The organism is Providencia sp. PROV114, from assembly GCF_032704305.1.
GTDB classification, from domain to species: Bacteria; Pseudomonadota; Gammaproteobacteria; order Enterobacterales; family Enterobacteriaceae; genus Providencia; species Providencia rettgeri.
The window spans coordinates 2,861,147-2,876,386 of record NZ_CP120528.1 but is presented as its reverse complement, the minus strand read 5'-3'; the positions used below and the strand labels follow the sequence as shown (position 1 = coordinate 2,876,386).

The 15,240-nt window shown below is 42.3% G+C and carries 10 protein-coding genes and 3 pseudogenes; 8 read left to right on the top strand and 5 right to left on the bottom strand.

Annotated elements, in window-relative coordinates:
- Positions 1-84 precede the first annotated feature (84 nt).
- A pseudogene (gorA, locus tag P3L37_RS12895) lies at positions 85-1,313 on the top strand (glutathione-disulfide reductase).
- Between the two features lie 319 nt (positions 1,314-1,632).
- Here the strand turns inward: gorA and P3L37_RS12890 are convergent.
- Both P3L37_RS12890 and P3L37_RS12885 read right to left on the bottom strand, forming a co-directional pair.
- Positions 1,633-2,397: pseudogene (locus P3L37_RS12890) on the bottom strand (SDR family NAD(P)-dependent oxidoreductase).
- 236 nt (positions 2,398-2,633) lie between these two features.
- Positions 2,634-3,191, bottom strand: a complete 558-nt coding sequence (locus tag P3L37_RS12885) for an OsmC family protein (RefSeq protein ID WP_272573794.1) — start codon at positions 3,189-3,191, stop codon at positions 2,634-2,636.
- 753 nt (positions 3,192-3,944) lie between these two features.
- Here P3L37_RS12885 and P3L37_RS21415 point away from each other — a divergent pair.
- The 3 genes from P3L37_RS21415 (at position 3,945) to P3L37_RS12875 (ending at position 6,363) form a co-directional block, all read left to right on the top strand.
- On the top strand, positions 3,945-4,091 hold the full coding sequence (locus P3L37_RS21415) for a GrpB family protein (RefSeq protein WP_404460869.1): 147 nt from the start codon (positions 3,945-3,947) through the stop codon (positions 4,089-4,091).
- Between the two features lie 433 nt (positions 4,092-4,524).
- Complete coding sequence (locus P3L37_RS12880; RefSeq protein WP_272667315.1) at positions 4,525-5,412, top strand: hypothetical protein; 888 nt, start codon at positions 4,525-4,527, stop codon at positions 5,410-5,412.
- A gap of 348 nt (positions 5,413-5,760) precedes the next feature.
- Entirely contained in the window at positions 5,761-6,363 is a 603-nt protein-coding gene (locus P3L37_RS12875; RefSeq protein ID WP_272573792.1) for a tyrosine-type recombinase/integrase, read from the top strand.
- 247 nt (positions 6,364-6,610) lie between these two features.
- Here P3L37_RS12875 and P3L37_RS12870 read toward each other — a convergent pair whose 3' ends face one another.
- On the bottom strand, positions 6,611-8,065 hold the full coding sequence (locus tag P3L37_RS12870; RefSeq protein WP_272573791.1) for a hypothetical protein: 1,455 nt from the start codon (positions 8,063-8,065) through the stop codon (positions 6,611-6,613).
- A 748-nt stretch (positions 8,066-8,813) separates the two neighbouring features.
- Between P3L37_RS12870 and fdnG the strand changes: the two genes are divergently transcribed.
- The 4 genes and pseudogenes from fdnG to P3L37_RS12850 form a co-directional block, all read left to right on the top strand.
- Positions 8,814-11,861 carry a formate dehydrogenase-N subunit alpha gene (fdnG, locus tag P3L37_RS12865; RefSeq protein ID WP_272573788.1) on the top strand — a complete coding sequence of 1,016 codons (3,048 nt, stop codon included), beginning with the start codon at positions 8,814-8,816 and terminating at the stop codon, positions 11,859-11,861.
- Positions 11,862-11,870: 9 nt separating this feature from the next.
- Positions 11,871-12,809 (top strand): formate dehydrogenase subunit beta, encoded by a 939-nt coding sequence (gene fdxH / locus P3L37_RS12860; RefSeq protein ID WP_272573787.1) that lies wholly within the window; start codon positions 11,871-11,873, stop codon positions 12,807-12,809.
- Positions 12,806-13,447, top strand: a complete 642-nt coding sequence (fdoI, locus tag P3L37_RS12855) for a formate dehydrogenase cytochrome b556 subunit (protein ID WP_272573804.1) — start codon at positions 12,806-12,808, stop codon at positions 13,445-13,447. The genes fdxH and fdoI overlap by 4 nt, the downstream gene beginning before the upstream one ends.
- Before the next feature lie 336 nt (positions 13,448-13,783).
- Positions 13,784-14,048: pseudogene (locus tag P3L37_RS12850) on the top strand (DinB family protein); the annotation flags it as partial.
- A 135-nt stretch (positions 14,049-14,183) separates the two neighbouring features.
- Here the strand turns inward: P3L37_RS12850 and P3L37_RS12845 are convergent.
- Both P3L37_RS12845 and P3L37_RS12840 read right to left on the bottom strand, forming a co-directional pair.
- Positions 14,184-14,636: an IrmA family protein gene (locus P3L37_RS12845; RefSeq protein ID WP_272573786.1), complete on the bottom strand. Its 453-nt coding sequence runs from the start codon at positions 14,634-14,636 to the stop codon at positions 14,184-14,186.
- A 64-nt stretch (positions 14,637-14,700) separates the two neighbouring features.
- Positions 14,701-15,189 (bottom strand): hypothetical protein, encoded by a 489-nt coding sequence (locus P3L37_RS12840; protein WP_272573785.1) that lies wholly within the window; start codon positions 15,187-15,189, stop codon positions 14,701-14,703.
- Between the last annotated feature and the right edge of the window lie 51 nt (positions 15,190-15,240).

Below are 15,240 nucleotides of genomic sequence, written 5' to 3'. Positions count from 1 at the left end.
GGAGTCCGCTGTTTTTTTATTATTCAGCTCCGGTACGTTGTTATATAATCTCCGATCTCCCCAACAGATAAACAGGGGAGCATCATGAATAAACACTTCGATTATATTGCCATTGGCGGTACCAACGTGAATGTAGGTTGTGTACCCCAAAAAGTCATATGGCATGGCGCTCATATTACAGAGGCAATCAGCCAGTATGCTCCTGACTATGGATTAGACGTTAAGGTTGATGATTTCAGCTGGCAGAGGCTGACATCGAACCGAAGCGCCTATATTGACCGCCTGCATGAGGTGTATGAAAGAGGCCTTGCAGCAAACAAGATTGACTTTATAAAAGGATTTTCCCGCATTACCGGCCCGCACAGTATAGAGGTCAATGGTAAAATCCTGACGGCAGAACACATTGTGATTGCCAAGGGTGGCCATCAGTCCTCGATATTCCGGGGGGCAGAACTGAGCATTGACTCTGAAGGGTTTTTTGCTCTCTGGAGTATGCCGGCACGCGTCGCTGTTGTCGGGGCGGGCTACATTGCCATTGAAATTGTCGGCGTGATGGACGCACTTGGTGCTGATACACATCTTTTTGTCAGAAAATAGAGGCCGCTCAGGACGTTCGATCCTCTGATTCATTCCACTCTGACGACAGTTATGGAGACGGAAGGCTTGAAACTGCATACCCGTGCCGTGCCGCAGTCCGTCACCAGAAATGAAGATGGCTCTCTGTCCCTGAACTTTGAAAACAGGCAGACGCACCAGACTGACAGTGTCGTCTGGGCGATCGGGCGGACATTTGCGACAGACGGGGTCAATCTGGAAGCGGCCGGGGTTGCCACTGATTAAAGAGGATATATCGTTGTGAACAAGTACCAGAATGCCAATGTTCCGGGGATTTATGCCGTCGGGGATAATACAGGAAAGGCTGAACTGACGACTGTCGCAATTGCCGCAGGCCGAAGACTCATCTCGATTAAAGCAATATACCCACCGTGGTTTTCAGCCATCCACCGATCGGAACTGTGGGGCTGACGGAGCCTGAAGCACGGGTACGGTATGGCAATGACGTGAAAGTGTACCACTCCTCTTTCACCTCAATGTACACCTCCATCACCCGTCATCCACAAAAAAACAGTATGAAACTGGTCTGCGTGGGCCCGGAGGAAAAGATTGTTGGACGGCGTGGTATCGGTGCCGGCACGAATGAGATCCTCCAGGGATTTGCTGTTGCCATAAAGATGGGGGAAACTAAACAGGACTTTGGCAGTACTGTGGCTATCCATCCTACGTCTGCGGAAGAGTTTGTCACCATGAGATGACTCTGGTTCAGATGTAGGTTAACCGGGCTGTTAGTGAACTTATCTGAAGCCTACTGCCAGCACCGGTTAATAGTATTTGTGGAATACCGCCTGACCTGACCGTATCCCTGTTCCCGGGGCGGAGGCTTACAGGGGCGAGGATTCAGTGCTTTTTATTAACGGATAATTGAGGCTTCCATCCGGAACCATTCTTCCTTCAGCGAAACCAAACCAGAACTGCGCCCGTTCTGCTGACTTCACCGGCATGATTGTGCCTTCCTGAATGCCTGAATGTCAGGCAAAATGCGGGTGCACAGAAAAATACCGTGCACCCATTACCTTATGCGTTGCGACCAGCCATCACACCACCATCAATATCCCATACCGCACCTGTCACCCAGTCGGTCTTGTCTGAAAGCAGGAAAACAACGGTTTCAGCGATATCCTCAGGCGTTCCCACACGACCAGCCGGATGGAGAATGTCAAAACTTTGCATGACATCCTTTACCTGATCTTTCGCGATAAAGCCTTCGTAGATCGGCGTGTGAACCACTGCTGGTGATACCGCATTAATACGAATACCGTGGTTCCCGAGTTCAATAGCCAGATTGCACGTCAGAGCATGCAGGCCGGCTTTGGCCATGGAGTAAGCTGAGGATGGTGTGGCGCCGATGGCCTGCTGAGCTCACATGGAGCCTATATTGACAATCGATACTTTGATGCCGGCACTGACCACGTCACGGGTAATAAAGAAAGTGGCGCGGTTAAGACTCATGTACATGTCATAATCGGATGGTTCATGCTCAATGAACTGTTTAGGGAAAAACACGCCAGCAGCATTCACCAACAGGCTGATGTCTCTGTGGTGAGCATTAAGGGTATCAGTGACGTATTTCACCCCTTTATCCGTCATCAGGTCTGCCACTATCAGGTCAATCTGACCTTCTGAGGCTAAGGCCATGCGCGCCTGTTCGGCTTTCTCCTGACGGTTCCCGACCAGCACCACGCTGCCGCCATTCTTCAGTACCCGTTTCGCCGTTTCGAAACCCATTCCACTGGTTCCACCGCTCACCAACAGTTTTTTTCCACTAAAAGAAGTATTCATCGCAAGCCTCATTCTCTATGTATTCAGGGGATTTTAATGACGGTTCCACTCTGCCGCCTTTTGGCTGCTTATCAACCATGACCTCTGGAATGACAGACGGGCTGTTTACGTAGGGGCATATGAAAAGCCTGGAGCGGGGCATGATGAAAAAAGCCCGCAAAACGGGCAAAAATCCTGTCCATGTGACCGAAGGGCCCCGGGCCCACAAGTGGCAAGTGCTGCAGAGGGTTCAGTCGTTACGCCAGACGGGTGGTGATATTTACCGGATTCGCGAGAGTATCGTGGATAGGTGAATTTGCAGTCAGTTCACGAACCAGTTCTTCAAGCTGTTCGCGCGAGGCGCCTGGGCTTTCTAAATGAACATCAACACGGATCCCCTGAGCGCCTTTACGCACGTTTTTGTCCAGCCCCAGGAAACCGTTGAGATTGATGTCAAAGAACAGTTCCAGATCGATACTGCCCAGTTCAATACCTTTTGCAGCCGCCATGGAGGTGAGGGTTACCGTATAACATCCTGCCAGGCCCATCAGCAGATACTCGGCAGGACTGACACCGGTATCAGTACCGAGAAGCGCCACGGGCTCATCGCCGGTAAGGGAAAACTTGCCTGCACGGCTGTTATCAGCAACACCGTTCTGAACCAGCACCCCGGTTTCAACGCGAACCGCAATGCCACCGGCGGATTTACCTTTCATACTGAAGGTAATGTTACCCAGTTCAGGCTGTTTACTGACGGCTTCTTTGGTCTGCTTGACAGCGTCCAGATCGACATAAGGTTTGTTTAATGCACACATAAAATCTCCTTAATAGTAATGTTGTGTAAAAATTAATGGGTAAGAATGACTACCTACCAGATGGTAGGTTAAATTGTATTTATCCTGTTGTCTACCATTTAGATATTTAAAACTGGAAGAGGGTAATTCATGGGCAGTTCCGGCATGGTATAAAATGGTCCATTGCTTATTTCAAGCTTTCGTTCAGCATACTGATTATGTTGCGGTTTCAGAAGTGCCATCCGGGTAGATTTCAGGTCAGCAATAACTAGAATATGCTGTTAGGCAAGGTTTATGCGGAGAATACTATCTGGTTATCGACAAAAATGTTCCCTTTCAACCAGAACTCTGTCGAGATCTATCCATGCGCTGGCGGAGTCTGAATTGGAATGGTAGTGTATTGATTGTAAAGCAATAAAATCCAATTCAACTTTTAATTTGGGCCTATTGTTGGGCCTAAGGTTTATTTTGCTGTTTTTGTGATGTGAGCTAAAAAAAGTAGTTTGCTATTCTAACATGGCTGATTGGTAAAATTTGGAGGCCTGTTTTGTGCCAGAAGCGGACATGGCTGTTTCAGCCAAAGTCATGATTGAATTTCTTACAATCTCTCCCGAACTTTGACGATATTAGCCTTTACTTATGGCGTCTCTGAGATACCAGTTGGTTAGCTGTGTTATTCAAAAATGTAAAATGTTCTGCTAAATAAGAGCTAGTTAGCCCCATTAATGAATAAAAATATATTGATGGAGAGTATGATGAGAAAAATAGACGTTATTGCTTATAATTCGCAGTGGTCAACTCTGTTTACTGAGGACTCCGCTGCGAACTACACTTGAAAAGAAGATTTCGAGAATCTATCATATCGGGAGCACCTCGGTACATGGTATGCGGGCAAAATCCGTCATCAACATTTCACTGTAGGTTGTTGATAGTGAGGCTATAGATAACTTAGAGCGCACAATGGAAAACGCCGGTTATATGGACCGTGGGGAGTATGTAATTCCTAATCGCAGATATTTTTCTAAGGGGGCGAGCAACACAGTTACCAAGCTCATGCATTTGTGATAGGTGATAAACACATCATGAGGCTTTTTGCGTTCCGAAATTACCTTAAAAATGAAGAATTATCAGAGCGGTATGTAGAAATTAAACGTGCTAACGAACAAAAATAGTCATCCTGAAAATGTCGTATTCACACTATAAAGGGTATAATTATATTGTTTAAGTCCTAAATCGGCGCTGAAACCGTTTTGCATGACATAAAATACGACGTTATGGTAAATAACTGTTTTTTTACTTTCATGCCAACTGTCTGTAATTAATGTTTTTCGATTTAGATAAATATGGAGAAACCATGAAAGAATTGATTATTTCTAAGAAATTAATTAACGAGATATATAAAATTTTGAATTTGATTTTAGTTGAAAAAAATTTCGCATCTCCTTCTTTTATAAGTGTTATTAATTCATTTAGAATCAGTGATCTATCGAATATGAGTGATGTGAGGCCTAGCTTTACTAATTTAAATGATCTTAATCATTGGGCTAGGGAAAATGGATATCGTGTTGATAAGGATAATATTTATGGATATGTTTCTTTAGTAGGAGAAACTAATGGAACAGCTTCTTTTAATTTGATTTATTGCAAAAAAGAATTTAAAAATTATAGGGCATATAATATCAGGCCAGCCTTAAAAACCTTGATGCAGTCAAATCCAAAGAAAAAAAAATTAATTAATATTTTTGATGAAATAAAAACAATTCTCACTGATATTAAAAAGCACAATAAATTCAATAAAAAACTATCCAATGAATTAGATAGCCTTATTGATTATGTTGAGATTAAAATAAACTCATTCAGATGTGCCTTGGATGATGAGTCAGAAGTTGTTGATTTTGATTTAATACTTAAATTTTTGGATGTAGACCATGTAAAGTGTAAGAGTTCTGCAAATAACGATGAATGGATACTCATGTTTCCTATTGCTCCATGGGTAAATAGGGAAATTGGAAGAAAATTTGAAAGAAAAAAAAGTATAGATAAGTTAAAGTTAAGTAACATTGGTTTTTTGAATAGTATTCAAATCATTAAAATGTATGCTTGTGCAGTCCCACCTGATAACGACCTTGAGTGTGTTATTAAATTTGCAGAAATGTTGTCTTCTATGGTAAAAGACGACTCCTGCCTGATAAAAAACGACATTTATCGCATGTATAATATGAAAAAATTAAGTGATATTTAACAGCGAATAACCATCACATGAATAGATAATTTAGAGAGCAGGATAGCAAAATCTTTCCTATTGTAGGATAAAAGGAAAGATTGTGACCTGTAATTGCAGTAGGCTGACATTTAGAGTGTATAAACGCTTGGGTTCCATTTAATATCCTTTGCAGGGTGCCCCTCGATGCTTTGTTAGGTGCTAGCTTGAGCACAGAATGTAAATGTATGTGCCTGTAATATTTTTAATATGACCACAATTTAACTATCCTGGGTCTTGCGCGCACTACTGCTTAACAGGTCAATAGGGATGTTCGCTCTTTCGGGATAACAGTCATAATTAAATCTCTACATCATAGGAGATTTAATTATGTCTAAGTCACCGTGGAATAAAGGTCGTATCATTGGACAAAAACGACCACTTAAAATATCTCATATCTGGGGGATCCGTATTAGACTCGAGTTGGAAGGGAAAATTCGCGACTTAGCTTTGTTCAATTTAGCCTTGGATAGTAAGCTTCGGGGCTGTGATCTCGTTAAATTGAAGGTATCAGATGTTGCATATGGCAGTGCAGTCTCTAGCAGAGCAACTGTGTTGCAACAAAAGACTGGTAGTCCTGTCCAATTTGAGCTGACTAAGGGAACTCGAGATTCAGTTGCTGCATGGATAAGAATGGCTCACTTACATAGTGCGGACTATATTTTCCAATCCCGAGTTGGTTCTGCTCAACATATTTCTACCAGACAATACAATCGTATTTTTCATGGTTGGATTGAAAAGTTAGGCCTTGATAATTCGCTGTACAGCACGCATTCTATGCGCAGAACTAAGCCATACCTAATCTACCAGAAAACAAAGAATCTTCGTGTTATTCAGTTATTACTTGGACATAAAAAACTGGAAAGCACGGTTCGTTACCTTGGCATTGAAGTCGATGATGCATTGGAAATTTCTGAGTCAATTGAAGTATAAATCTATCAGGGCTGTTTATCAGCCCTGTGCCAAGAGCGGATTCTCAACATTTCTAAATAGCAGCGCGGAATAGAAATACACTTTTTGCTTTTCCTTGCAGGGCAAGTGTTTTGAGTTCCCCCCTTGAATATCGGGATTAAATATAAGTAAAAATCAAATGATGGATTTTTTAGAAACCTCTCACTCAGATTATTCGCAACATAGAAAAATCAGTATAACTTCTTATATATTTCTATGAAATTACACCTTACCAAATTGATTGAATTATCGTTTTTATGTTTGGATCTTTCAGCGAAATAATAGCAATTACGATCTGCAGTACAGCCAGCAGGACGACAAGACGTGTCATTTTCCTCTGATAAACAAGGTTATTAGCCGAAACTTTCTCTATGCAAATTTCTTTCTTAGCGATAACATCATTATAAAGCGCATTGAATTTATCTAATTGCATAGAAATAATTTCCTGCATCCTGCTAGTCGATGCATCCCTAATTTTATGCATATATAAAGTTTTGTCACTCCTTAATACATTAGCTTGATTAATGATCTCCATTAATCCAAGGCTGGCGTCATATAAATCATAATAGTATTTGGCTGGACTGCGATAGCTCAGAATTATTATTCTCCTGTACGATTTAACTATCGCATCGAACTTCTTGTTTAAAAGTAATGGCAACTGAAAAATATTAATTGAATCTTCAATCGAGGAATATTCCTTGTCACGAGGGATATTAACTTTGTTTTTCATTTTATGTGATTTGGGAACTGAGTAAATGGCTAGGTAAGGAATATTTGAGCGCTTTAACAAATCTGATGAAATTAAAAACTCTTTACCTGTCTTATCTCCCATAATAATTGAGGCGCTCGACATCGAGGTGTGGATAGCATGATGGTCTATACAGGAATCCCCCCTGAATTTGTCAGAATGCTTACTGTCAAAATAAGAGCAGTCGTCATCGTTATATACGTTCAAAGTATAAATGCCTTCTTGCAACACACTAATCCCAAGACGATTTTGAACTATACGACCTAATCGTTTTATTTCTTTGTGTATTTTGTCTATGTTAGCAATCAAACGATCGTCGCTTTTATTTAATCGCCCAGGTAAAGTAGCAGCCGAAAAATTATGTTTAAATGGATTGCAAGTTTCGTAATTAATTGAGCTTAGAGGTATATCATCAACAGGCACATATTGCAGAAGCTGGGTTACAGCATCAGTAAAATACCAACTTGTCGACAAAAAGTAATGCCCACCTTTAAGTTCTAATACCGATAAATAGCAATGGGTAACAAATTGAGTATTGGTCCGAATTAGAAGGTGCTCAGGAACTCTTGCATTTTCAAAAATATCGATAAAAAACAACCTATCTAGCCATGACTCACGTGAAATTGTCGGGTTTATATCCGCACTCTTTCGCCTCCATGTACTATTTCTTTCATGCCAGCGCTTAGCTTTTATTGCATCCTGCAATGATAATGGCTGTAAATGTTGAACACCAGTAACAGTCCAATTATATCCTGGGAACAACAAGCTATGACTGGAAATTTTCTCATGGTCTTGTGTAAACTTATTATTCTTGATTTCATTGCGGTTATAAAAATAGGCAGCGCTTGCTTGCTTCATTCTTTCAGAAAAACAACATGGAGCTTTTTTTATTATATGGCAAATGACACCCATCATAAAGTTAGTATAACTACTCATGGTCCCCTCCTAATTTTTTGTTGGGAATCATATAACAAATATAGGATTTTTTAACTATTTTTCTAGCGACTTCGATACATAGGCCGCTCTTCTGTGATGACTAGCTTCAGCATTAAAGGTAAATCAAGCCAATGTGCGGTAGATTGTGTCTCAGAAGAAACCTCCTGCATAATCGCGGTTAGCCATGGGTCTACAATAATCTCACTATTCTGGCTAGGCTATAAGCTATGTCAGTAGGACTAAGATGCCATGATAAAAGTCAGTGGGTAACCTCCGCTCCTCGCTCAAAGTTGACTGTCAGAATTGATTATGATCTACCAGATAAATATCTAATTGCGCCAAATTCTATTCGCCAATCCATTCAAGAACCTTTCATTATGATTTAAATGATATGAAAATCGATAACTAGAATACACTTATCATATAATTATACCTGATTGCCACAGGTAAGCTTGAACAAAAAATAGGCTTAACGCACAATAATTTTTGATATCCAAACTAACCCCTTAAAGGACTACATTAAATAACGCTATTATTCGTATAAAATAACATTATCATTACTATGGAATTATAATTTTTTACAATTATAATTAGTACCCATCATTTTATGTAGTAGTTCATTACATTGAGTTCGAACATGATGCTCAGGTCTGTCTTGAATGATTGAAAAATGAAATTAATTCACCGCGGATAGGTTGTTTTAACGACCTAGCCTTGGGCTTTCTTATCAATTAACAAGGAGACGCTGATGCAAGTCAGTCGACGGTCTTTTTTCAAGATCTGTGCCGGTGGTATGGCAGGAACTTCCGCTGCACTACTTGGTTTTGCCCCAAATGTATCTTTCGCAGGTTCTCGCCAATATAAGCTCTTACGCTCTGTCGAAACACGTAATAACTGTACCTATTGTTCCGTCGGTTGCGGTATTTTGATGTACAGCTTAGGCGATGGCGCAAAAAACGCAGAAAAAAATATCTATCACATCGAAGGCGACCCTGATCACCCTGTTAGCCGAGGCTCGTTATGCCCAAAAGGGGCGGGCCTTATCGACTATATTCACAGTGAAAACCGCCTAAAATACCCTGAATACCGCAAACCTGGTTCTGACAAATGGGAACGTATTTCATGGGATGAAGCGATAGACAAAATTGCGCATTTAATGAAAAAAGACCGCGATGAAAATTTTGTTACGCACAATGAAAAAGGCCAAGAAGTTAACCGCTGGCTGACAACAGGCATGTTGTGTTCATCTGCGGCGAGCAATGAAACAGGGATTCTCGATAATAAATTCTCCCGCTCATTAGGCATGCTCGCTATCGACTGCCAAGCCCGACTCTGCCATGCCCCGACCGTTTCCGCACTTGCCCCAACATTTGGTCGTGGCGCAATGACCAACAACTGGGTTGATATTAAAAATGCCAACGTCATTTTAATTATGGGTGGAAACCCGGCGGAAGCACATCCTGTTGGTTTCAAATGGGTTATCGAAGCCAAGATCAAAAATAATGCCAAAGTCATTGTTGTTGACCCACGCTTTAACCGCAGCGCGTCCGTCGCAGACATGTATTCGCCAATTCGTGCGGGTTCAGATACGGCATTTTTACTCGGTGTTATCCGCTACCTTATTGAAAATGATAAAATTCAACACGAGTATGTCAAAGCCTATACTAATGCGCCATTAATCGTTCGTGAAGATTATCATTTTGATGATGGGCTTTTTAGCGGCTTTGATGATAAAAAACAACAATATGACCGCAGCTCTTGGCATTATGAAACCGATGCAAATGGCCATGCGCTCAAGGATGAAACACTTCAACATCCTCGTTGTGTTTGGAACCTATTAAAGCAACACGTTTCCCGCTATACACCTGAAGTCGTCACGACCTTATGTGGTACACCACTTGAAGATTTTATCTATATTTGTGAACAACTTGCCTCGACTTCAGGCAAAGACAGAACGTCGACCATTTTGTATGCTTTAGGGTGGACGCACCACACAGGTGGGGCACAAACGATTCGTACTGCAGGTATGATCCAGCTATTGCTGGGTAACGTTGGTATGCCGGGTGGTGGTGTCAATGCGCTGCGTGGCCACTCCAACATTCAAGGTTATAGCGATTTAGGGTTACTCTCTTTGAATCTACCGGGTTATATGCCGTTACCCAACGAGAAACAGGATTCACTACAAACCTATCTGTCGCAAATCACACCAAGCTCAATCGTGCCTGACCAAGTGAACTACTGGAAAAGAACGCCCGATTTTTTCATTAGCTTAATGAAAAGCTTTTGGGGTGACAATGCCACCGCAGCCAATGAATGGGGTTATCACTGGCTACCTAAATGGGATAAGAGCTATGACATCATGGCGCAAACCCAAATGATGGTTGATGGCAAAATGAACGGCTATATCGTTCAAGGTTTTAACCCATTAGCTGCATTCCCTGATAAAAACAAATGTAGCGTAGCACTCTCGAAGCTCAAATATCTGGTCATTATCGATCCTCTGGTCACTGAATCATCAAACTTCTGGCAAAACCATGGTGAGATGAACGACGTCAATACCGCAGATATTCAAACCGAAGTCTTCCGTCTTCCATCCTCGTGTTTTGCTGAAGAAAATGGCTCAATCGCAAACTCTGGCCGCTGGTTACAATGGCATTGGGCGGGCGCACGACCACCCGCTCAAGCATGGCATGATGGTAAAATTCTGGGGCATTTATTGATGCGCCTACGCCAACTATACCAAGAAGAAGGCGGTGTTTGCCCTGAACCATTAATGAATCTCTCTTGGAACTATGTAGACCCATATGACCCACAACCTGAAGAAGTGGCGAGGGAAGCGAATGGCCAAGCGATGCAGGATATTTATGATGATGCGGGCAAGCTATTATTCAAGAAAGGACAACAACTTGATGGCTTCCACCAATTGAAATCCGATGGCTCAACAGCCAGTTTTTGCTGGGTCTATTCTGGTTGCTGGACAGAAAAAGGCAATCAGATGGCAAACCGCGATAATGCAGATCCATCCGGTTTAGGTTGTACCCCAGGCTGGGCGTTCGCATGGCCGCAAAACCGCCGTGTTCTCTATAACCGTGCGTCAGTCGACCCAAGTGGAAAACCATGGGATGAAAAACGCCAACTCATTAAGTGGGATGGTACCCAATGGGGGGGCTTTGATGTTCCTGATTTTGGTAATGCCCCGCCAAACAGCGGTGTAGGGCCATTTATTATGCAACCTGAGGGTGTCGGTCGCTTATTCTCCGTGGATAAAATGGCTGACGGCCCATTCCCTGAATTCTACGAACCGTTTGAATCTCCTGTAGAACATAATATTTTGCATCCAAAAGTGTCACGTAACCCAGTAGCCCGCTTATATAGCTATGATAAAGAGCATTTAGGAAATGCAAAAGATTTTCCATATGTAGCAACCACTTACTCCATCACTGAGCTATTCCGTCATTGGACGAAACATTCATTATTAAATGCCATTGCACAGCCTGACCAATTTATCGAAATTGGTGAACAATTAGCCTCACAAAAAGGCATTAAACAAGGTGATGAAGTCAAAGTCAGTGCCAAACGAGGCTTTATTAAAGCCAAGGCCGTGGTCACCAAACGCATTCGCCCATTAACCATCAATGGTAATGTGGTCGAAACCATTGGGATCCCTTGCCATTGGGGCTTTGAGGGAGCAACACAAAAAGGTTTCCTTGCCAACACATTGACGCCATCAGTTGGTGATGCAAATGCATTTACGCCTGAATATAAAGCGTTTTTAGTCAATGTTGAAAAGGCGTAAGGAGAAATTATGTCACTGCAATCTCAAAATATTATTCGCCGTTCGGCAACCAATAGCCTTACGCCAGCACCACAAGTGCGCAACCATCAAGAAGAAGTTGCGAAACTGATTGACGTTACGGTCTGTATTGGCTGCAAAGCCTGCCAAGTGGCCTGTTCTGAATGGAACGATATTCGTGACCAAGTGGGCACCAATATTGGTGTTTATGATAACCCAATCGACTTAACGGCAAAATCTTGGACGGTTATGCGCTTTTCTGAAGTTGAAGAAAATGGCAAATTGGAATGGCTAATCCGTAAAGATGGTTGTATGCACTGCGCCGACCCAGGTTGCTTAAAAGCCTGCCCCGCAGAAGGCGCTATTGTTCAATATGCTAACGGTATTGTCGATTTCCAATCTGAGCACTGTATCGGCTGTGGTTACTGTATTGCAGGTTGTCCATTTGATGTTCCTCGTATCAATAAAGAAGATAACCGTGCTTATAAATGCACATTGTGTGTCGATCGTGTTGAAGTGGGTCAAGAACCTGCATGTGTAAAAACCTGTCCAACCGGTGCAATTCATTTTGGCAGTAAAGAAGATATGAAACATCTTGCTCAAGAGCGTGTTGCTGAGCTGAATACCCGTGGCTATCAAAATGCTGGGCTTTATGACCCACAAGGTGTTGGCGGAACTCACGTTATGTATGTTCTTCATCATGCCGATAAACCCAATCTTTATCATGGGCTCCCTGACAATCCCGAAATCAGTGAAACGGTAAAATTCTGGAAAGGAATTTGGAAACCGCTTGCAGCAGTTGGCTTTGCGGCAACCTTTGCTGGCGCAATGTTCCACTATTTTGGTATCGGGCCTAACCACACCACAGAAGACGATGAGGAAGAAGCGCGAAAAGATAAAGAAGCGGCTTCTCAAACTGCACAATCAGAGCACAACGAGGAGCAACACTGATGAAAAAAAATAGCGACACAATTTTACGCCATAATGCATCTGAGCGTATTAATCACTGGTTAGTCGCCATTGCCTTTGTCTTTACGGCATTCAGTGGGTTAGGTTACTTTTTTCCCTCATTAAACTGGTTTATGAGTATTTTAGGGACGCCTCAGTTATCTCGAATACTGCATCCCTTCGTTGGTAGCCTCATGGCATTTTTATTTATCTTTATGTTTTTTAGATACTTAAAATATAACTTTGTGGATAAACAAGACCTCATTTGGGCTAAAAACATCCACAAGGTATTACGCAATGAGGAAGCTGGCGATATCGGTCATTATAACCTTGGCCAAAAAGGGATTTATTGGGTTCTCAGCCTATGCCTTATCGTCCTCACTGTCAGTGGGGTTATTATTTGGCGTCCTTATTTCGCGGATTATTTCTCGATTTCAATCATCCGCGCGGCATTACTGGCGCACTCACTGTCTGCTATAGTTCTGATTATCACGGTTGTTGTTCATGCTTATGCAGCCTTTTGGGTAAAAGGCTCTATTCGTAGCATGGTTGAAGGCTGGGTGACCCGTGGATGGGCAAGAAAACACCATCCTCGTTGGTATCGCGAAGTGTTAGAAGAAGAAAAAGAGAAGAAAGAATAATCGTAAATTAAAGCCACCAAACAGCATCATTTATGGTGCTGTTTGGTAAAGCTCTATTCCTAAATACTATTTTTAGGCCGCTATGCGTAATGCTAACTTAAATTGGGCTTGTTGCAAAAATTACCTAAGTGGGAAGTACGGGGTTGTTGCAAATAATCAATTAGCGCGATTCTTGCTCGACACTAATGATGTATTCAGGCTAAAACCGTCTCTACATTAAACAATCGATTCATAAAGGCAGATTACTCCTCCACCCGATTTTCAGGTTCATATCGACGTAGTCATTCATTAAATTGGTCTTTATTCAGTTTACGCAAAGTTTCAAAGCCGCAGTGGGAGACACCCTCTGCGGCTGAGCTTCTGATGGACTAATATATCCAACATTTCAATTCTATGCCCCCTCGTTGACCTTGCTAAAACAATTAAATTCCAATTTGTCGATGGAGGATCTGGTGAGATGAAGGTAATCAATATGCTCAATCATGTGCTATTTCACGGGACATATCATCGTGGGGCTGTAGGTTGGCCACTTTCAGAAAGTGGTGTCCCCCCTCCTAAGGACGTACTGACCGTTTTATTAAGAGATCATAACCACGAGTAAAGAAGTGACAGAACCATATAAATTTTAGTAAACAAATGAATAGCAAGGAAAGTCCGCTGTTCGCTCAAAGCCGACAAAACAAAAATGGCAGATCATTCAATCTGCCACACGTTTCTTTGGTGGATAGCTAAAAAATTATTTTTTACCTTCCACACTAATCTTAGCCAACGCTGGATTATTCGCCTCAAAGATCGATAGCGGTAACTCAACCTTACGTCCATTCTGATCTTCCACCGCTTTAACGACCTCAAACTCAGCAACATCTTCACAAGGTATTTCTAATCCTGCAAAGGTGGCACGAGTGGCGCTAGAATCGCCAAAAGGTTCCACCTCCAATACCGTATCCCCTAATACTTTTCCTTGCCCATCTTTCATTCGCAGCGTTAGTTCTAGTGCGCCAAATTCAGCGTGGTCTAAAACCATATGGTTACCGCCATTATCGAGGGTAAATGAATAACCACAGTAACCTTGGTTAATAAAATTTGAGCTCGTATGTGTGATGTTCGCATAACGCTGTTGTTCTTCAGCCAAGCTAAATGCACTAACTGCTAATAGTCCTATCGCGAATACACTTTTTATCTTATTCATTACGTTACCTTTTGTTATCTTTTATCGTCCTCGCTACGGCAGGTGACGGTAGCGAGAATGTTATTTATTGTTGATTGGTTTGCAATCCACCTTTAGTACGGTCTTTTTCTTTCCAGCGCGGTCGATTCTTGCCTGAGAACTCTTTTTGCATACTCCAATACCCAATGGGGTAACGAGCTACAATCGTCCCACCAACACCAATATCGACCGAAGAGTACTGGCCATTATTAATGGTTCCTTTTTGGACATAAGCGTTAGGGCTACAAGTGCCCGTATCGCGTTGTTGCCAGTTTCCGTCAGTTCTTGCCACGATGTAGAAATCACCAAATGCGCAACCTGACGCAGATTTATGATTCAGTACAGCAACATAATGCTTGGTTGAGCCCACAATCCTACAGGTACTGTTTTGGCTTCCACACACTTGCCATAAGGTTTTACCGCCATCCCCTTTATATTCCCAAATGGTATTTTTAGGGGGCTGGCTGGTGGCAGAGGCTGATGATGTCATCAACCACAGTGAGGCCAATACAGTTACAACTACATATCTTTTCATTATAAATTCCTATCAACATAAATAGAAACGTCAGATTGACGCTTGATGAAC

Coding starts and splice junctions, on each gene's coding strand:
- fdxH (WP_272573787.1), top strand. CDS start 11,871: ATGTCACTGCAATCTCAAAATATTATTCGCCGTTCGGCAACCAATAGC.
- P3L37_RS12870 (WP_272573791.1), bottom strand. CDS start 8,065: ATGAGTAGTTATACTAACTTTATGATGGGTGTCATTTGCCATATAATA.
- P3L37_RS12840 (WP_272573785.1), bottom strand. CDS start 15,189: ATGAAAAGATATGTAGTTGTAACTGTATTGGCCTCACTGTGGTTGATG.
- P3L37_RS12875 (WP_272573792.1), top strand. CDS start 5,761: ATGTCTAAGTCACCGTGGAATAAAGGTCGTATCATTGGACAAAAACGA.
- fdnG (WP_272573788.1), top strand. CDS start 8,814: ATGCAAGTCAGTCGACGGTCTTTTTTCAAGATCTGTGCCGGTGGTATG.
- P3L37_RS12845 (WP_272573786.1), bottom strand. CDS start 14,636: ATGAATAAGATAAAAAGTGTATTCGCGATAGGACTATTAGCAGTTAGT.
- P3L37_RS12880 (WP_272667315.1), top strand. CDS start 4,525: ATGAAAGAATTGATTATTTCTAAGAAATTAATTAACGAGATATATAAA.
- P3L37_RS12885 (WP_272573794.1), bottom strand. CDS start 3,191: ATGTGTGCATTAAACAAACCTTATGTCGATCTGGACGCTGTCAAGCAG.